Annotated in this window: 22 protein-coding genes and 1 pseudogene; 8 read left to right on the forward strand and 15 right to left on the reverse strand. The window is 60.2% G+C overall.

Going from position 1 to position 18,250, the window contains the following annotated elements; all coding sequences use genetic code 11:
• The first annotated feature begins 8 nt into the window (after positions 1-8).
• The 6 genes from NKT35_RS04555 to lnt all read left to right on the forward strand — a co-directional run bounded on the left by NKT35_RS04555 (position 9) and on the right by lnt (position 4,829).
• A complete protein-coding gene (locus tag NKT35_RS04555; RefSeq protein ID WP_254299284.1) occupies positions 9-296 on the forward strand; it encodes a YciI family protein in 288 nt (95 codons plus the stop codon).
• The gene (locus NKT35_RS04560) at positions 293-964 is read left to right on the forward strand and encodes an HAD family hydrolase (protein WP_254299286.1); all 672 of its coding nucleotides are present in this window, start codon (positions 293-295) and stop codon (positions 962-964) included. The genes NKT35_RS04555 and NKT35_RS04560 overlap by 4 nt, the downstream gene beginning before the upstream one ends.
• Entirely contained in the window at positions 961-1,920 is a 960-nt protein-coding gene (locus tag NKT35_RS04565; protein WP_254299289.1) for a PhoH family protein, read from the forward strand. Before NKT35_RS04560 ends, NKT35_RS04565 begins: the two co-directional genes overlap by 4 nt.
• The gene (gene ybeY, locus NKT35_RS04570) at positions 1,907-2,413 is read left to right on the forward strand and encodes an rRNA maturation RNase YbeY (RefSeq protein WP_254299296.1); all 507 of its coding nucleotides are present in this window, start codon (positions 1,907-1,909) and stop codon (positions 2,411-2,413) included. The genes NKT35_RS04565 and ybeY overlap by 14 nt, the downstream gene beginning before the upstream one ends.
• Positions 2,414-2,416: 3 nt before the next feature.
• Positions 2,417-3,268: a CorC family transporter gene (locus NKT35_RS04575; protein WP_254299297.1), complete on the forward strand. Its 852-nt coding sequence runs from the start codon at positions 2,417-2,419 to the stop codon at positions 3,266-3,268.
• A 70-nt stretch (positions 3,269-3,338) separates the two neighbouring features.
• The gene (gene lnt / locus NKT35_RS04580) at positions 3,339-4,829 is read left to right on the forward strand and encodes an apolipoprotein N-acyltransferase (RefSeq protein WP_254299298.1); all 1,491 of its coding nucleotides are present in this window, start codon (positions 3,339-3,341) and stop codon (positions 4,827-4,829) included.
• On the opposite strand, the gene NKT35_RS04585 is transcribed toward lnt, so the two are convergent.
• On the reverse strand, positions 4,826-6,436 hold the full coding sequence (locus tag NKT35_RS04585) for a methyl-accepting chemotaxis protein (RefSeq protein WP_254299299.1): 1,611 nt from the start codon (positions 6,434-6,436) through the stop codon (positions 4,826-4,828). The genes lnt and NKT35_RS04585 overlap by 4 nt on opposite strands.
• 192 nt (positions 6,437-6,628) lie before the next feature.
• Positions 6,629-8,506 carry a methyl-accepting chemotaxis protein gene (locus tag NKT35_RS04590; RefSeq protein ID WP_254299300.1) on the reverse strand — a complete coding sequence of 626 codons (1,878 nt, stop codon included), beginning with the start codon at positions 8,504-8,506 and terminating at the stop codon, positions 6,629-6,631.
• Between the two features lie 405 nt (positions 8,507-8,911).
• On the opposite strand from NKT35_RS04590, the gene NKT35_RS04595 reads away from it, so the two are divergent.
• Together NKT35_RS04595 and NKT35_RS04600 are read left to right on the forward strand one after the other, a co-directional pair.
• On the forward strand, positions 8,912-9,709 hold the full coding sequence (locus tag NKT35_RS04595; RefSeq protein WP_254299301.1) for an MOSC domain-containing protein: 798 nt from the start codon (positions 8,912-8,914) through the stop codon (positions 9,707-9,709).
• A 32-nt stretch (positions 9,710-9,741) separates the two neighbouring features.
• Entirely contained in the window at positions 9,742-10,656 is a 915-nt protein-coding gene (locus NKT35_RS04600) for a glutaminase (protein ID WP_371926444.1), read from the forward strand.
• 112 nt (positions 10,657-10,768) lie between these two features.
• Here NKT35_RS04600 and NKT35_RS04605 read toward each other — a convergent pair.
• From NKT35_RS04605 to rplR, 13 genes and pseudogenes are all read right to left on the reverse strand, one after another.
• Positions 10,769-12,005, reverse strand: a pseudogene (locus tag NKT35_RS04605) (IS3 family transposase).
• 107 nt (positions 12,006-12,112) lie between these two features.
• Positions 12,113-12,508, reverse strand: coding sequence for a 50S ribosomal protein L17 (rplQ, locus tag NKT35_RS04610; RefSeq protein ID WP_254299305.1), 396 nt, complete (start codon positions 12,506-12,508; stop codon positions 12,113-12,115).
• 24 nt (positions 12,509-12,532) lie between these two features.
• Positions 12,533-13,516 carry a DNA-directed RNA polymerase subunit alpha gene (locus NKT35_RS04615; RefSeq protein ID WP_254299312.1) on the reverse strand — a complete coding sequence of 328 codons (984 nt, stop codon included), beginning with the start codon at positions 13,514-13,516 and terminating at the stop codon, positions 12,533-12,535.
• A 23-nt stretch (positions 13,517-13,539) separates the two neighbouring features.
• Positions 13,540-14,160 carry a 30S ribosomal protein S4 gene (gene rpsD, locus NKT35_RS04620; RefSeq protein ID WP_254299319.1) on the reverse strand — a complete coding sequence of 207 codons (621 nt, stop codon included), beginning with the start codon at positions 14,158-14,160 and terminating at the stop codon, positions 13,540-13,542.
• A gap of 18 nt (positions 14,161-14,178) precedes the next feature.
• On the reverse strand, positions 14,179-14,574 hold the full coding sequence (gene rpsK / locus NKT35_RS04625; protein WP_011137709.1) for a 30S ribosomal protein S11: 396 nt from the start codon (positions 14,572-14,574) through the stop codon (positions 14,179-14,181).
• 17 nt (positions 14,575-14,591) lie between these two features.
• Positions 14,592-14,954, reverse strand: coding sequence for a 30S ribosomal protein S13 (rpsM, locus tag NKT35_RS04630; protein ID WP_254299322.1), 363 nt, complete (start codon positions 14,952-14,954; stop codon positions 14,592-14,594).
• Positions 14,955-15,024: 70 nt separating this feature from the next.
• Complete coding sequence (gene rpmJ, locus NKT35_RS04635) at positions 15,025-15,138, reverse strand: 50S ribosomal protein L36 (RefSeq protein WP_011137711.1); 114 nt, start codon at positions 15,136-15,138, stop codon at positions 15,025-15,027.
• A 36-nt stretch (positions 15,139-15,174) separates the two neighbouring features.
• Positions 15,175-15,393: a translation initiation factor IF-1 gene (gene infA, locus NKT35_RS04640; RefSeq protein ID WP_031296780.1), complete on the reverse strand. Its 219-nt coding sequence runs from the start codon at positions 15,391-15,393 to the stop codon at positions 15,175-15,177.
• A gap of 23 nt (positions 15,394-15,416) precedes the next feature.
• Positions 15,417-16,736, reverse strand: a complete 1,320-nt coding sequence (gene secY / locus NKT35_RS04645) for a preprotein translocase subunit SecY (protein ID WP_254299324.1) — start codon at positions 16,734-16,736, stop codon at positions 15,417-15,419.
• Positions 16,737-16,747: 11 nt separating this feature from the next.
• Positions 16,748-17,179, reverse strand: a complete 432-nt coding sequence (gene rplO / locus NKT35_RS04650) for a 50S ribosomal protein L15 (protein ID WP_254299326.1) — start codon at positions 17,177-17,179, stop codon at positions 16,748-16,750.
• A gap of 3 nt (positions 17,180-17,182) precedes the next feature.
• Positions 17,183-17,368, reverse strand: coding sequence for a 50S ribosomal protein L30 (gene rpmD, locus NKT35_RS04655; RefSeq protein WP_011137715.1), 186 nt, complete (start codon positions 17,366-17,368; stop codon positions 17,183-17,185).
• Positions 17,361-17,879 (reverse strand): 30S ribosomal protein S5, encoded by a 519-nt coding sequence (gene rpsE, locus NKT35_RS04660; protein WP_021478366.1) that lies wholly within the window; start codon positions 17,877-17,879, stop codon positions 17,361-17,363. The genes rpmD and rpsE overlap by 8 nt, the downstream gene beginning before the upstream one ends.
• 13 nt (positions 17,880-17,892) lie before the next feature.
• Positions 17,893-18,246: a 50S ribosomal protein L18 gene (rplR, locus tag NKT35_RS04665; RefSeq protein WP_254299329.1), complete on the reverse strand. Its 354-nt coding sequence runs from the start codon at positions 18,244-18,246 to the stop codon at positions 17,893-17,895.
• Between the last annotated feature and the right edge of the window lie 4 nt (positions 18,247-18,250).

Consider the following 18,250-nt stretch of genomic DNA (forward strand, 5'->3'; position numbering starts at 1 on the left):
GATCAAGGATGTTTGTCGTCTCGCTGACCTATATCGCCCCGCTGTCCGATGTGGACGCCCTGCTGGCCGCGCATGTGGAATGGCTGAAGCAAGCCTACGCCGACGGCCTGTTTGTCGCCTCCGGCCGCAAAGTGCCGCGCGACGGCGGCGTCATCCTGGCCCGCGGCGAGCGCGCCGCGCTGGAGGCCCGCCTGGCGCAAGACCCGTTCGCCAAGGGCGGCGTCGCCCGCTACGACATCATCGAGTTTGTGCCCAGCATGGCCGCTCCCGGCCTGGAAGGCCTGAAGGAAGCATGAACGCAAGCGGCATCAAGGCCCTGCTGCTGGACCTGGACGACACCCTGTTTGACGACCGCCACGCCACAGAGCAGGCGTTTGCCGCCTTCATCGCGCCGCATGCCGCGCGCTTCGATGAATCCGAGCCCGAATTATTCCGCCGCTGGCTGGTCTGTATAGAGCGCCACTGGCGGCGTTTCGAAAGCGGCGAGTTGACGATAGCGCAGCAGCGCCACGAGCGGCTGCGCGATTTCCTGGGCCAGCCGCGTATCGCTGAAGACGAGGCCGCGCGGCTGTTTCAGCCGTATATGGACGCTTACCGCAGCCATCGCCGGCTCACGCCCGGCGCGGCGGCGTTTCTGGACGCCACCCGCCACCTGATCCGCATCGTGGTCAGCAACGGCGGCGCCGAACAACAGCGCGCCAAGCTGGAGCATCTGGGCATCGCCCACCATTTCCGGCATGTCGTCACGCTGGACGAAGCCGGCGCGGCCAAACCCGATCCGCGCATGTTTCTCCACGCGCTGGCGCTGGAAAACCTGTCGCCGGCGCACTGCCTGATGGTGGGCGACGACGCGGAGCGCGACATCGCGCCAGCGCGCAAACTAGGCATGGCGGCCTATCAGGTGTCACACGGCCGCCACGCCGCCGTTTTTGAACAGTTAAGCCAACAATTGCAAAACGCATGAGCACGAGCGAATCCCTGAGCTTCAACCCGGTGGACAACGACAGGCTGGCCCGGCTGGCCGGCCCGCTGGACGAGAACCTGAAACAGATCGAAACCGGTCTGGACGTGGCGCTGCGCCGCCGCGGCGAGGCCTTCCGCGTCGACGGCGCCGCCGCCAAACTGGCGGTGGAGGCGCTGACCCGCCTTTATCTGCTGGCGGCCGAGCAGGATGTGTCCATCGACGATGTGCAGTTGACGCTGGTGGAGCTGCGCCAGCAACACTCCGCGGCCGAACAGGAAGAATCGCCGGTGCTGGCCACCCGCCGCGGCGATCTGAAGGGCCGCACGCCCAACCAGGCCCGCTACATCAAGGCCATCCAGCAGCACGACGTCACCTTCGGCATCGGCCCGGCCGGCACCGGCAAGACCTATCTCGCCGTGGCCTGCGCGGTGGACGCGATGGAGCGTGACGCGGTCAAACGCATCGTGCTGGTGCGTCCGGCGGTGGAAGCCGGCGAGAAGCTGGGCTTTCTGCCCGGCGACCTGGCGCAGAAGGTGGACCCTTACTTGCGCCCGCTGTACGACGCGCTGTACGACCTGATGGGCTTCGACCGAGTCACCCGGCTGTTCGAGAAGAACCTGATCGAGATCGCGCCGCTGGCCTATATGCGCGGCCGCACGCTGAACCACGCCTTCATCATCCTGGACGAGGCGCAGAACACCACGCCGGAACAGATGAAGATGTTCCTGACCCGCATCGGCTTCGGCTCGCGGGCGGTGATCACCGGCGACGTCACCCAGATCGACCTGGCCCGCCACCAGAAAAGCGGCCTGGTCGAAGTGGAGAAAATCCTCGGCCAGGTGCGCGGCATCCATTTCCATCATTTCAACAGCAACGACGTGGTGCGCCATCCGCTGGTGCAGAAAATCGTCGATGCCTACGATCATTACCAAAGCAAGCAAGATGAAAAAAGCTAAACGCAATCCGCTGCTGGCCCGCCTGGCGGCGCGGCTGGAACTGAGCCTGGAGGTGCGCAGCGACGCCGCCCTGTTGCCGGAGCCGGCGCTGATCCGCCGCGCCTGCCAGGCCGCGCTGCGGCGCGAGGTGAAACAGGCCCAGGTCGGCATCATCATCGTCGACGCCGCTGAAGGCCGTCAGCTCAACAACGACTACCGCGGCAAGGATTATGCGACCAATGTCTTGTCCTTCGCCCTGAACGAAGGCGAAACCGTGCCCGGCCTGCCGCTGTTCGGCGACCTGGTGCTGTGCGCGCCGGTAGTGGAAAAAGAAGCCGCCGAGCAGGGCAAGGACCTGATGGCGCACTACGCCCACCTGCTGGTGCATGGCATGCTGCACCTGCAAGGCTTCGATCATGAAGAAGATGACGAGGCCGAAGCGATGGAAGCGCTTGAAACCGTCATCGTTAAACAGCTAGGATATCCCGATCCCTATCACGAGGAGCAACACTAAGAAATGGAAGACCCCAGTAAACCGCGACCCAGTTGGCTTGAACGCCTGTCCACCATGCTCATGCGCGAGCCGGAGGACCGCGAGGATCTGATCGAGCTGCTGCACAACGCCTTCGAACGCAACCTTCTGGACGCCGAGGCCCTCGGCATGATCGAAGGCGTGCTCGAAGTGAGCGAACTGACTGTCCGGGATGTGATGATCCCGCGCAGCCAGATGCACGTGCTCAACATCGACGATCCGATCTCGCGCTTCCTGCCCACGGTGATCGACACCGGCCACTCGCGTTTCCCGGTGATAGGCGAAAGCAAGGATGACGTGCTCGGCATCCTGCTGGCCAAGGAATTGCTGCGTTACTTCCATGCGCCCGCCACCTTCAATCTGAAGAATGTGCTGCGCCCCGCGGTGTTTGTGCCCGAATCCAAGCCGCTCAATGTGCTGCTGCGCGATTTCCGCGCCACCCACAACCACATGGCGGTGGTGGTGGATGAATACGGCGGCGTCTGCGGCCTGGTGACCATCGAAGACGTGATCGAACAGATCGTCGGCGACATCGAGGACGAATACGACATCGACGACGACGAGGACGACATCGTCCCGGTGCGCGGCGACGAGCGTTATCGCGTCAAGGCGCTGACCGAGATCGAAGACTTCAACCATTATTTCGGCACCGACTACGAAGACGACGACGTCGACACCGTCGGCGGCCTGGTGATTTCGCTGACCGGCCACCTGCCCAAGCGCGGCGAACAGATCGAGGCCGGCGGCCTGCGCTTCACCGTGCTACGCGCCGACAGCCGCCGCCTGGACACGCTGCTGGTGGAGCGGATACGGGTGTCCGCCAACTCGGTGGAATAAGACCTATGCTGAAAGCAGCCCGCCTCCCGGCGGCTGCTTTTTTATTGACAGAAACACTCAAGACCAGCCCATGCGACTCCTGATCCTGCTGCTTGCCGCCGCGCTGGCCGGCGCGCTGACCCTGTTTTCCTTCGCCCCCTACCGGATGTTCTGGCTGATGCCCCTGTGCCTGGCTGCGCTGGCTGAACTGGCGCAGCGCGAGCCCAAGCGCGCCTTCTGGCTGGGTTATGTCTGGGGCGTGGCCGCCTATGTCAGCAATTTCCACTGGATTTACGCCAGCCTGCATGATGTCGCCGGCTTGCCGGCCTGGATCGCCGCGCCGCTGGTGCTTTTATTGCCGGTCTATCTGGGCCTGTATCCTGGCCTGGCCGCCTGGCTGGCCTGCCGCGCCCACCCCAGTCCATGGGTGCGCTGGCTGATCGCCTTTCCGGCCGCCTGGGAATTGGGCGAATGGCTGCGCAGCTGGGTATTGACCGGCTTTCCCTGGGCCGCCGCCGGCTACTCGCAAATCACCGAAAGCCCGCTGGCCGGCTATGCGCCGCTGGGCGGCATCCATCTAGTGAGCTTCCTCACCGCGCTTGCCGCCGGCGCGCTGACCATGCTGGCGCGCGCCAAGATGCGCGGCCGGCTGGCCATTCTGATCGGCGCGGCCGTGCTGCTGGGCAGCGGCGCTTGGCTGCGCGATGTGGAGTGGACCACGCCAATCGGCAAACCCCTCACCGTAGCCCTGGCTCAAGGCAATATCGCTCAGGACTTGAAGTGGTCGCCGGAGAATCTGGAAAACTCGCTGCTCACTTATTATCGCCAGGTGGCGCTGACCCGCGCCGATCTGATGATCCTGCCGGAAACCGCCCTGCCGCTGTTCCTCGACGATCTGCCTTCCGGTTATCTGACCATGCTGCGCGGCGAAGCCAAGCGCGCCAATATGTCGGTGGCCAGCGGCATTCCGCGCCGCACGCCGGATGGCCGCGGCTACCTGAACGCGGTGACCACGCTGACCGACCCCAAGATGCCGTATTACGCCAAGGACCACCTGGTGCCCTTCGGCGAATTCGTGCCGCTGCCGGGATTGATAGGCTGGATCTACCAGCACATGAATATGCCGCTGTCCGGCTTCAGCCATGGCGGCGCCAATCAGGAGCCGCTGACGCTGGCCGGCCAGAAAGTGGCGTTCAACGTCTGCTATGAAGACAGCTTCGGCGAAGAGCTGATCGACCCGGCCTCGCGCGCCAACATCCTGGCCAATGTCAGCAATCTGGCCTGGTTCGGCAAGAGCGAGGCGATGAGCCAGCACCTGCAGCTGTCGCAGGCGCGGGCGCTGGAAACCGGCCGTTACGTGCTGCGCGCCACCAATACCGGCATGACCGCCATCATTCGGCCGGACGGGGAAATCGCCGCCGTCGCCGCGCCGTTCACCGTGCAGGTGCTGACCGGCTTCGCCGAAAGCCGCCAGGGGCTGACGCCTTATATGCGGGTGGGCAATCTGCCGACGGTGCTGGCCTGCGGCGCGCTGCTGCTGCTGGCCCTGCTGCTGGGCTGGCGCCACCGCGGCCGCCACTAAACGCGGAAGCGGGCGACCAGCTGCCGCAGCCGGCCTGCCAGCTGGTCCATATCATGCACCGCCCGCGAGGCCGATTTAGAGGCCTCGGCATTGCTGGTGGCGCTGTGGGCGATCTGCTCCACATGCTGGGCGATGGTCTGGCTGGCCACGCTCTGCTCCTGCAGGGCGAAGGAGATGTCGCCCACCACGCCGATCACGCCGTCGGCGCTGGTCTTGATGCGGGCGATCTCCTCGCCCGCCTTCTCCGCCAGGCCCAGGCCCGCTTTCACCCTATCCACCGCTTCGGCCATGCTGTTGCGGGAATGCTCCGCGCCTTTTTGCACATCCTGGATCATGCCGGCGATCTCCTGCGTCGCCTGCGCGGTGCGTTCGGACAGCTTGCGCACCTCATCCGCCACCACGGCGAAGCCGCGGCCCATTTCGCCGGCCCGCGCCGCCTCGATGGCCGCGTTGAGCGCCAGCAGATTGGTCTGATCGGCGATATCGCGGATCACCTGCATGATGCTGGAGATGGTCTGGGTCTTGTCGGCCAGGCTGGTGATGATGCCTGACGTTTCATCCACCGCCTCGTTGATGCGGCGCATTTCGTCCACCGCCTCGGCGATCACCGCGCCGCCGGCATTGGACAGTTTGCCGGATTCCTTGGCCAGATCGCGCGCGTCTTCAGAACGGTCGGCGATATGGTTGACGCTGACGGTAAGTTGTTCGATAGACGCCGCCATCGCGGTGGCGGCCTCGCTTTGCGTTTCCGAGCCGCGCCCCACCGCCGCCGCTTCGCCGGTCACCTCGCCGCTCATCTGCGACAGCTGATTGGCATGATCGATGATGTCCCGCACCAAGCGCTGCAGCTCCTGCTGCATGCCGCTCACCGCCGCCATCAGGCTGCTCTGGTCGCCGGACTTGATGGCCACCCGCTCCGACAATTCTCCAGAGGCGATACGCTTCACCACCATCACCGTATCGCCAGGATCGCCGCCCAGTTGCCGCAGCACCGAGTTCAGCACCATGCCGCCCAAGGCCAGCAGCACCGCCAGCGCGACAATCAACTCGCCACCCAGCCATAACAGCTGCTGCCGGAATGCGGCGTCGACATCATCCAGATAAATGCCCGAGCCGACTATCCAGTGCCAGCCAGGCGTCGTGGTGATATAGGACATCTTGGGCTGCGGCTGGGAGAAGCCGGGTTTGTTCCAGACATACTCGCCGAAACCGCCGCCCCCAGGCGAAGAAATCGCCGTCTGGAACAGCGTTTTGAGTTCCACGCCGTTCGGATCCTTGACCCCCGCCAGGTTCTTGCCTATCAGTTCCGGCTTCGCGCCGTGCGCAACATAGTTCCAATCGGCGTCGTAAGCGAAAAAGTATTCGCGCTGGTCGTAGCGCATGGAGCTGAGCACCTTGGACACCACACGCTTGGCCTCGGCCTCGGGCAGCTTGCCGCTGGCCACCAATTTTTCATAGGTGGAAACGACAGACACCGCGCTTTCCACCAGATTTCTGACTTTATCCTGCCTGTCCTGCATCATCGAATGCCGTTGCTGGATCACGCTGGCCAAGCCCAATAGGCAAACCACGATGACCACCAGCACCATCAATCCAAACAGACGCATCCTAAGGCTCATTCCGCCCGCACTTGCCATGACCCGCTCCTTCCCCGCACCTCTGCATGCCGCTCTTAGTATTTTTTCTTAGGACTATTCTAGTCCCCACCCACCTGATCGCCACGTCGATTTAATCCTTCGCGCGCCTCAGACGGCGAAGAAAAAGCCCGGCGATGCCGGGCTTTCATGATCGATGACGCTTTAAACATGGAAGCTGGAAAACAGCTGCCGCATATTGCTGGCGGAATGGGACAAATCCGACAGCGTATCGCGCACGCTCTGCAATGCGTCGTCGCTGTCGACGATGCGGCCGTTGATCTGCTCGGTGCTCTGCGCGATCAAGGTAGTCGCCTTATGCTGCTCGCTGGTGGACAGCGTGATCTCGTTCATCTTGGCCATCACTTCCTGCATGGCGTTCTGGATTTTCTCGATCCGCTCCACCGCGCCCTGCGTCAACTCCACGCCGCCATCCACCGAGTTGACGGTGCGCTGCATATTGCTGACCGCCTGGCTGGTTTCCTCGCGTATGGTGCTGACCATGCCGGAGATTTCCACCGTGGCCTGGCCGGTGCGCTCCGCCAGCTTGCGCACCTCGTCCGCCACCACCGCGAAACCGCGGCCCATTTCGCCGGCGCGCGCCGCTTCGATGGCGGCGTTAAGCGCCAGCAGATTGGTTTGATCGGCGATGTCCTTGATCACATTGGTGATGCCGCTGATTTGCTGCGAGCGCTGATCCAGCGAAGACAGCATGCCCGACAAGCCCTTCACCGCGTCCACCGTGCTATTCATCTCGCTGGAGATCTGCATCATGCCGCTGGCGCTCTCGCTCGACACCTGGCCGGTATGGTTGACCAGCGAGTCGGCTTCCCGCGCCGCATCGGCGATGTGGGAGATGCTGACCGTGATTTCTTCCAGCGTGGCCGCGTTGGAGCTGGACACGTCGGAGATCTGGCGCGAATCGTGCGCCACTTTATCCACGATATGCGAAACGCTCTCCACCCCGCCGGTCACTCGCTCGGCTTCTTCCTTCACGGCGATGAACATTTTCTGCAGTTGATCGATGAAGCGGTTGAAGGCGGTGGCGGTTTCGGCGATTTCGTCCTGGCCGGTTACCTGAATGCGGCGGGTCAAATCGCCCTCGCCTTGCGAGATTTCCAGCATCGCGCCGCGCAGGCGGCCCAGCCCCGCCAGCATCTTGCTCAGCATCACGCTGGCGACCGGCACCAGGATCACTACGCACAAGGCGCCCAGACCGACCACGGTCATCAGCAGGGTGCGCAAGGGGCCGGATACCACCGAGGAGTCCGTCACCACGCCCACCAGCCAGTTGGTGCCTTCCACAGGCTGCACCTCCACCAGCTTGTCTTCGCCGCCGATCTGGATATCCGCCATATCATTGCCATTCGCCAGCTGCGTCAAGCGATCGCCAGTCAGCTCAGGCACTTTTTCGCTCAGCGGCTTCAGCGTCAGGCTGGCATCCGGGTGAGCGATGACTTTGCCGGTCTTGTCCACCAGGAAAGCGTAGCCGTTGCCGCGCAGCTTGACCGACAACACCGTTTTGACCAGGTCGTCGATGAAAATATCGCCGCCGACCACGGCCTTCAAACCAGTGCCATCCTTGACCGGCGACACGAAGGTCACCACCAGCTTCTTGGTGTCGAAATCGACATAAGGATCGGATACGCCAGGCTGGCCCGCCGCGGCCGCCTGTTGATACCAGGGGCGCGCCACCGGGTCATAGCCCTGCGGCTGCGGCTTCATGTCCGAGCGTATCATCACATGCTGGGCGGTGCCGATATAGGTCATGTCGAAACCGCCGGCCTGGCTCAGCTTGGCCAGGGTCTGGCGGGGATCCTGCTCGGCGACCAAAGAGTTGGCCGCGATGACCACGCCGACCTTGCTCTTGTACCAGCCGGCGATCTGGCCCGCATAGCCCTTGGATGTGCCATCCAACTCGTTTTCCACGCCGCGGATGATTTCATTCCGCATCTGGCCGTATACCAGAATCGTGATCACAATGCCCAATACCACGAGCAAAAAGGCGATAAAAGCAATCAGCTTGACTCGCAAAGAACGCATTCCAAATCTCCTCTTCCCCAAGCACTGGCGGCCCGCGCGCGGCTTGCAATCCTATACCGCGGCATCATTTATGATTGTCCCGGCTCTACTCCGGTTTAGTACTTATCGCTACAAAGCTCAACGCACAAATCACTACGCAATGGTCTCCTTTCGCAGGATTTACGCTTGAAACTGATCGTAATCAGAACATTTCTCAATCCGAAATGTCAGATTGTCCAACCAGAGTCTGCCTGTAACTTGAGAATCTAAATCGCTCTGCATGGATATGCAATGATTCTCTTACAATTGCCCGCGACTCCCAGCGGGGTTTTTGTTAATAAACTTACAAGCCCTCACACCCGCCCCCATACCGGATGCATCAGGCCCAGTGGTATCATCCTCAGTGCCAAGAACCAAGGAGAGGCGATGCAACTGCGGCAAATGTTTGTCCACCCCATGAAATCGGCGCGCGGCATCGCTTTCGAGCGCGCCTTCGCCGGCTCTTTAGGATTGCTGCATGACCGGGAATGGCTGCTGGCCACCCCCGACGGCCAGCAAATCACCGCGCGCGCCTACCCGCAGCTGGTGCGCGTGCAGATCGACCTCATCCCCGGCGGCATTCTGCTGCGCTATCCCGACAAAGCGCCGATTTTCGCCATGACCACGGTCTATACCCGTCCGCACTTCGCCCAAGTCTGGAAGGACGGCTTTGACGCCTGTCATGGCGACGAGCGCGTCGACACCTGGTTCCAGAGCCTGCTGGGCATAGACTGCCGGCTGCTGTGGCTGGGCGCGCAATCTCAACGCGCCTTCAAGGGGGGCCCGGACAAGATGAGCTTCGCCGATGGTTATCCCTATCTGCTGGTCAATCAAACCTCGCTGGACGACCTGAACCGCCAGTTGGCCAAGCCCGTCAGCTTGCGCCACTTCCGCCCCAATCTGGTGGTCAATGCAGACTACCCCTGGGTAGAAGACGAATGGCAAGTCATCCGCATCGGCGAGGTGGAGTTCGATGTGATGAAGCCCTGCACCCGCTGCGTGCTGACGACCGTGGACCCGGATACCGGCGTCAAGGATGCCGACGGAGAGCCGCTGCGCACCCTGGTCCGCACCCGCAGACTGGAAGAGGGCGTCTGCTTCGGCATGAATCTGCGCGCGCGCAACCAAGGCATTCTGGAGCTTGGCGCGCCGGTCGAGGTGCTGCAGGAACGTTACGCCTTCTAGACGCCTCCGCTAGCGCTGCATACAATCGCTAGATGGATTTGCAAGCCCTCATTAAAGATATCCGGCAAGACATCTTGCCTTTCTATGACCAAGGCCGCGTGGCCGACTACATTCCCGCGCTCGCCTCGGTCCCGCCCCATCAGTTCGGCTGGGCCATCCACACGCTGGATGGCCAGAGCCATGCCTGCGGCGACGCCGACACGCCCTTTTCCATCCAGAGCATCAGCAAGGCCTTCATGCTGGCGATGACCTTGCAGGCGGATGGCGAAGCATTGTGGCGCCACGTCGGCAAGGAGCCCTCCGGCAATCCCTTCAACTCGCTGGTGCAGCTGGAGTACGAGCACGGCATCCCCCGCAACCCCTTCATCAACGCCGGCGCACTGGCGGTAACCGACCGCGCCATCCGCCACTTCAGCGACGCGCATGCCCGATTGCTTTCCTGGCTACGTCTCGAAACCGGCAATGCCGCGTTATCGGCCAATGAGGCCATCGCGGCTTCGGAACGCGCGCATGGCGATCGCAACGCGGCCCTGGCGCACTTCATGAAAAGCTACGGCAATATCGAACATGAAGTCGGCAACGTGCTGGACCAGTATTTTCACAATTGCAGCATAGAACTGAGCTGCCGGGAGCTGGCTCGCGCCGGGCTATTCTTGGCCAATCACGGCGTTTCGCCGTTGACAGGTCAACGATACCTCAGCCGCAGCCAGGCCAAACAGGTGAACGCGGTCATGTTGACCTGCGGCACTTACGACGCGGCAGGCGAGTTCGCCTATCGGGTGGGCTTGCCGGTGAAGAGCGGCGTGGGAGGGGGCTTGCTGGCCGTGATACCCGGCAAGATGAGCCTGGCGGTCTGGAGTCCGCAGCTGGACAGCCGCGGCAATTCGGTGCTTGGGCTGGAGGCTTTGGACCGCTTTACCACCCGCACCGGACTATCGATATTCTAAGGCCATGACAATGCCGGTTCCGCATCCGCAGGCCGGCGTTTTCTCGCCTTCAAGGCGCCCGGTGCCCAGTCCTGACATAGGTTGACACCTGCCAGCGCGCTGCATGCGCTGGTCAGATGCTCGCTACAGACGCCCGATGTACCTCATCGGGCGTCTTGTATTTCAAGCCCTGGTGAGGGCGCTCGTGGTTGTAAATCCTCACCGACTGCTCCACCATTTTCCTCGCCTGTTGCAAATCGGCTGGGCGATGCAGCAGCAGTTCGCCTTTTAGAATGCCGTTCACCCGCTCTGCCAGGGCATTCTGGTAGCAATCGTAGCCATCCGTCATTGAGCACGTCAGCCCGTGTCGTTCGTGGATCTGCTGATAGTAGGCCGAACAATACTGAATGCCGCGATCGGAGTGGTGAATCAACGGCTGCCGTGAACGTCGCGTTGCAAGGCCATTTTGAGGGCTCCGCTGACTTCCTCCGCCTGCAGGCTGTCATGCACATGATACCCAACAATTTTCCTTGAGTAAGCGTCGGTCACTAGACTCAGGTAAGCAAACCGCTGCGCTGTCGGCAAGTAGGTGATATCCGCCACCCAGACCTGCTCCGGCCCCGTCGGGACGACTTGGTGCGGCCCGGCCTTGAGCAGATTAGGATGGCGGTAAAAGCGATGGTGACTGTGTGTGGTCTTATGGTACGCCCGCTGCGGCACGACCAGCAGGCGGGCTGTACGCAACAGATCGAACAAACCGTCCCGTCCCAGCTTGATCTCCGCTTCAGCCATTCGCGATTGCAGCACATGGTGCAGCTTCTGCGTTCCCAGTCGGGGCTGGCGCAAGCGCACGTCCCTCACCCACGCGATCACTTTGCCATTCCGTTCGGCACGATGGCTTTCGCTTTGGCGGCGCTTGTAATAGGCCTGGCGGCTCAACTGGACATATCGGCAGGCCCGGCCCACGCTCAGCCCCTGGACGAGCCTTTGGGCAAGGACCTGCCCGAAGGCTTTTTTACTACGCGCACCCCGTAGTCTTTCTTCAAGACCTCAAGCATCGCTTCGAATAGCTGCGCCTTCTCATTGGCCTCTTTGAGTTGGGTTTCCAGTTCCTTGATCCGCTGTTCTGGCGTCAGCGGCTTGTTGCCTTGATTCCCCATCGCGATCCCCTGGGCGCTACGGGAGGGCTGGGCACTCCAGTCCTGCAAACCGTGCTTACGTAACCATACCAGCACCGTCGAACGACCTTGAATACCATAGCGGCGTTGCGCCTCTTTGTAAGTCAGTTCGCCTTTTTCTACCTGCTCTACGACCGACAGTTTAAAAGCCAGGCTGTAGTCTTGCTGGGTACGCTTAATCCTTGATTCCATGTGACTCTCCTTCGTTACGGCGAAAAAGTGTCAACTTATTCCAGGACGGGACACGGATATGAAAAAAGCCAGCTCAAAGAGCTGGCTTTTCTCGGCAACTTCGTCGATTACTCGGCGGAGTTGTCTTCTACGGCAACGGATTCTTCCGGACGGTCCACCAGCTCTACCAGAGCCATCGGGGCGTTGTCGCCCTTGCGGAAACCGTACTTCAGGATACGCACGTAGCCGCCGTTGCGGGTAGCGTAGCGCGCGCCGAGCACGTCGAAGAGTTTAACCACGATATCGCGGTCACGGGTGCGGTCGAACGCCAGACGACGGTTGGCGAGAGACGGCTTTTTGCCGAGCGTGATGAGCGGCTCGGCCACACGACGCAGTTCCTTGGCCTTCGGCAGCGTGGTCACGATTGCTTCGTGCTTCAGCAGCGAGTTGGCCATGTTGCGCAGCATCGCCAGACGATGGCTGGTCGTGCGGTTCAGTTTACGATTACTGTAACGATGACGCATTGTTAATGTCCTTTAGTCTCAAACTTACGGCTTTTCCAGACCAGCCGGAGGCCAGTTCTCGAGCTTCATGCCGAGAGTCAGGCCCTTGGAAGCGAGAACTTCTTTGATCTCGTTCAGCGACTTGCGGCCGAGGTTCGGAGTCTTCAGAAGCTCGGTTTCGGTGCGCTGGATCAGATCGCCGATGTAATAAATGTTCTCTGCTTTCAGGCAGTTGGCCGAACGGACCGTCAGTTCAAGATCGTCTACCGGACGCAGCAGGATCGGATCGATCGGCGGCGCCTTTTCAACGACTTCTTCAACCGCTGTGCCTTGGAGGTCAGCGAAGATCGACAGCTGATCCATCAGGATGCGGGCTGCGTTGCGCACAGCCTGCTCCGGCTCCAGGATGCCGTTGGTCTCGATGTCGAGAACCAGGCGATCCAGGTCGGTACGCTGTTCCACACGGGCGCTTTCCACAGCGAAGCTCACGCGGCGAACCGGCGAGAAGGAAGCGTCCAGTTGGATGGTACCGATGGAACGGTTGTCGTCATGGCTGATGCGGGAGGACACCGGCTGATAGCCGCGGCCCTTCTCCACCTTGACCTCCATGTCGATCTTGCCGCCGGCGGAGATGTGACAAATCACGTGTTCCGGATTGATCACTTCCACGTCATGCGGCAGTTCGATATCGCTAGCCAAGACAGCGCCCTCGCCTTCCTTTTTCAAGGTCAGCACGACACTGTCGCGACCATGCAGCTTAAGCACTACGCCCTTGAGGTTGAGGAGAATGTCTACGACATCCTCTCTCACGCCATCAAGCGCGGAATACTCATGCAAAACGCCAGCGATAGTCACTTCGGTCGGAGCATAGCCCGGCATCGACGACAGCAGGATGCGGCGCAGCGAATTGCCCAGCGTGTGGGCGTAGCCGCGCTCGAACGGTTCCATCGACACGCGAGCGTGAGTAGCGGATACCGGCTGAACATCGATCAGACGAGGTTTCAGAAATTCCGAAGCGCTGTTTTGCATAGTCATTCCCTAAGAGCTAGCGATTACTTGGAGTAGAATTCCACAACGAGTTGTTCGTTGATATCGCTAGACAGTTCGGAACGTTCCGGAGCGGATTTGAAAGTGCCTTCCATTTTCTTGGCGTCAACCGACACCCAAGACGGGAAACCACCTTGCTCAGCCAGAGCCAGACCTTCGACGATGCGAGCCTGCTTCTTAGCCTTTTCGCGGACGGACACTACGTCACCAGCTTTAACCTGGAAGGACGGAATGTTCACAACCTGGCCGTTCACAACGATAGCCTTGTGGCTAACCAGCTGGCGCGCTTCGGCGCGAGTGGAGCCAAAGCCCATGCGATATACAACGTTGTCCAGGCGGGACTCAAGCAGCTTCAGCAGGTTTTCACCCGTGGAGCCCTTGCGGCGAACAGCTTCCGCAAAGTAGTTGCGGAACTGACGCTCGAGTACGCCGTAGATACGGCGGATTTTTTGCTTTTCACGCAGCTGAACGCCGTAGTCGGACAGACGGCCGCGACGGGCGCCGTGCTGGCCAGGGGCAGCATCCAGTTTGCATTTGGAATCCAGTGCGCGACGCGCGCTCTTCAGGAAAAGGTCGGTGCCTTCACGACGAGCGAGCTTACACTTCGGGCCAATATAACGTGCCATGTTCTCACACTCTCCGAATTAGATACGACGTTTTTTGGGCGGACGGCAACCGTTGTGCGGTACCGGCGTCACGTCGGAGATGCTGGTGATCTTGAAGCCCAGCGAGTTGAGTGCTCGAACAGCGGATTCACGACCCGGGCCCGGGCCTTTGATACGAACTTCGAGGTTCTTCACACCGTATTCTTGGGCAACTTTACCAGCGTGCTCTGCGGCTACCTGAGCGGCAAAGGGTGTACTCTTGCGCGAGCCCTTAAAACCAGCGCCGCCAGAGGTAGCCCAAGACAGTGCATTTCCTTGACGGTCGGTGATAGTGATGATGGTGTTGTTGAACGAAGCGTGAACGTGCACGATACCTTCGCTAACAGACTTGCGCACTTTTTTACGTACACGGACAGCTGTGTTTGCTTTAGCCATTCTCTGTGTTCCTTAGTTTACTTCTTGCCGGCAATCGCCTTGCGCGGACCCTTGCGGGTACGGGCATTGGTGCGAGTGCGTTGACCGCGGCACGGCAAGCCGCGACGATGGCGGAAGCCGCGATAGCAGCCCATGTCCATCAGACGCTTGATGCTCATGGTGATTTCGCGACGCAGGTCACCTTCAACGGTGAACTTCGCCACTGCATCACGCAGAGTTTCCATTTCAGCTTCAGACAGATCCTTCACCTTGGTGGAGGGATTCACGCCAGCAGCAGCACAAATTTGCTGGGCGCGAGTCTGACCGATGCCGAAAATTGCCTGCAGGCCGATAACGGCATGCGCATGATTGGGGATATTTACCCCTGCAATACGGGCCATACTCTTTCCTTAAGCCTTAAGACCTTGAAAAGTTTGCGATTGTATCACGCAAATCCAGGTCTAACAAATGTTAGCCTTGTTTTTGCTTGTGACGCGGGTCCGTGCAGATCACGCGTACTACGCGATTGCGACGGATGATTTTGCAATTGCGGCAAATCTTCTTTACAGAAGGCTGTACTCGCATGTTCAGATCCTTTCAAATCCTAAAAGAGCGAATGCATTACTTCGCACGGAACACAATGCGGGCACGGGACAGATCGTATGGAGTCAACTCCACAGTCACCTTGTCGCCTGGCAGGATGCGGATGTAGTGCATCCGCATCTTTCCAGAGATATGCCCGAGTACCACGTGTCCATTTTCGAGCTTGATCTTGAAAGTTGCGCTGGGCAAGTTTTCAAGGATCTCGCCTTGCATCTGGATAGTGTCTTCCTTAGCCATATAACCCAGTGTGAACTCGTGTGTCAGCGGGTAAGCGCATTGCCTTTGAAGTTAGCCTTCTTCAGCAAGCTCTCGTATTGATGCGACAACACGTAGGACTGTACCTGCGCCATGAAGTCCATCGTCACCACCACGATAATCAGCAGCGACGTACCGCCGAAGTAGAACGGAACGTTCCACTTCAGGATCAGGAACTCAGGCATCAAGCAAACCAGCGTGATGTAGATCGCACCGATCAGCGTCAGCCGCAGAATGATCTTCTCGATGTAACGGGAAGTCTGCTCACCTGGACGGATGCCCGGAATGAACGCTCCGCTCTTCTTCAGATTGTCAGCCGTTTCCTTCGGGTTGAAAACCAACGCCGTGTAGAAATAGCAGAAGAAGATGATCGCCGCCGCATACAGCAGCACATAGATCGGTTGACCCGGATGCAGCTTGTCAGCCACGCCCTTCAACCAAGACATGTGCTCACCCTGACCAAACCAACCGAGAACGGTGGCCGGGAACAAGATGATGCTCGATGCGAAGATCGGAGGAATCACCCCTGCCATGTTGAGCTTGAGCGGCAAATGCGTGCTCTGGCCTTGCATGACGCGATTGCCCACCTGACGCTTGGCGTAGTTCACCAGCACCTTGCGCTGGCCACGCTCAGCGTAGACCACCAAGAAGGTAACCAGGATCACACCGACAAACAGCAGGATGGCAAACAGGATGGGCAAAGAGCCCTGACTAGTCAGAGTCAGGGTTTTACCAATGGCGGCCGGCACACCTGCAGCGATACCCGCGCAGATGATCAGCGAGATACCGTTGCCGATACCACGCTCGGTGATCTGTTCACCCAACCACATCAGGAACATGGTTCCGGTGACCAGCGACACCACGGTCGTCAGATAAAACTCCCACTGAGCAGTCATCACCAGGTTTGGCTGCTTGTACAACATCACCGCGATGCCGAAACTTTGGAAAGTCGCGAGACCAACGGTGGCGTAACGCGTGTACTGGGTTATCTTGCGACGTCCCGCATCGCCTTCCTTCTTCAGCTGCTTGAGACTGGGCAGAACCTCGGCCGCAAGCTGCAGGATGATGGAAGCCGAGATGTACGGCATGATGCCCAAGGCAAATACCGTAAACCTCGAGAGGGCGCCGCCCGAGAACATGTTGAACATGTCGAGCAGGCCCGTCTGCGATGTGTGGAACAACTTCGCTAGTTCGGCAGGGTTGATACCCGGAACCGGAATATGGGCGCCGATGCGATAAACGATCAGCGCGCCAATCAGGAACCAGATTCGACGCTTCAGATCACCAAACTTATTGGCATTGGCCACTAGAGAAGTATTCGCCACAGATTTATGCCTTATTCAATGCTGCCGCCGGCAGCCTCGATGGCAGCGCGGGCGCCAGCGGTAACGCTGATACCACGCAGTTTCACTGCGCGCTCAATCTTACCGGACAGCACTACCTTGGCAACGAGTGCCTGGGCAGCAACCAGACCGGCTTGCTTGAGAGCCAGCAGATCGATGTCATCGACCGGCAGCAGGTTCAGTTCGGACAGGCGAACTTCGCTAACGAAGCGAGCCGTCAGAGACTTGAAGCCGCGCTTCGGCAGGCGACGTTGCAGCGGCATTTGACCGCCTTCGAAGCCGACCTTGTGGAAACCACCAGCACGGCTCTTCTGACCCTTGTGGCCGCGGCCGCAAGTCTTGCCCAGGCCGGAGCCGATGCCACGGCCTACACGGCGCTTAGCATGCTTGGCGCCGACGCCCGGTTGTACGGTGTTCAGCAGCATCTCTTAGCCCTCGAATTTGAGCAGGTAGCTGATCTTGTTGATCATGCCACGGTTTTCAGGGGTATCGAGCACTTCAACAGTCTGGCGGATCTTCTTCAGACCCAGACCACGGGCGCAAGCCTTGTGAGACTCCAGGCGACCGATCAGGCTCTTTACCAGAGTGACCTTGACAGTCTTGGCGTTACTCATGACCCACCCCCAGGATGTCCTCGATGCTCAGGCCACGCTTGGCGGCGATTTGAGCCGGGGTATTGATCTTGCTCAGGCCGTCCAGAGTCGCGCGAACCACGTTGTACGGGTTCGTGGAGCCGTGGATCTTGGCCGAAACATTGTGAATACCCATTGCGTCGAAGATCGCGCGCATCGGACCACCGGCCTTAACGCCAGTACCATCCTTTGCAGGCTGGATCAGGACGCGAGTCGCGCCGTGACGGCCTTCAACGGTGTGCTTCACAGTACCGTTGTACAGCTTGATCTTCACCATGTTGTGGCGGGCTTGTTCCATCGCCTTTTGTACGGCAACCGGAACTTCCTTGGAACGGCCCTTACCCATGCCGATACCGCCGTCGCCATCACCAACCACGGTCAGGGCGGAGAAAGCCATGATACGGCCGCCCTTAACCACTTTGGTGACGCGGTTGACGCTGATCATTTTCTCGACCAGACCGTCGCCGCGATCTTCCATTTCGTGCTTAGCCATTCTTCACTCCGAATTAGAATACGAGGCCGTGTTCGCGAGCGGCGTCAGCCAGAGCCTTCATGCGACCGTGGTATTTGAAACCCGAACGGTCGAAGGCTACGTTCACGATGCCAGCGGCTTTTGCTTTTTCAGCAATGCGCTTGCCGATCACGGCCGCAGCTGCCACGTTGCCGCCATTGGCGATCTCGGCGCGGACGTCTGCTTCCAGCGAAGAAGCGCTGGCCAGTACCTTGCTGCCGGTCTCGTCAATGATCTGAGCGTAAATGTGGCTATTGGTGCGATGCACAGAGAGGCGCACCATCTTGAGCTCCGCAATCCGTGCACGGGTTTTACGTGCGCGGCGGAGTCGAGCTTGTTTCTTGTCCATGTCA

It is taken from the genome of Chromobacterium sp. IIBBL 290-4, from assembly GCF_024207115.1.
GTDB lineage: Bacteria > Pseudomonadota > Gammaproteobacteria > Burkholderiales > Chromobacteriaceae > Chromobacterium.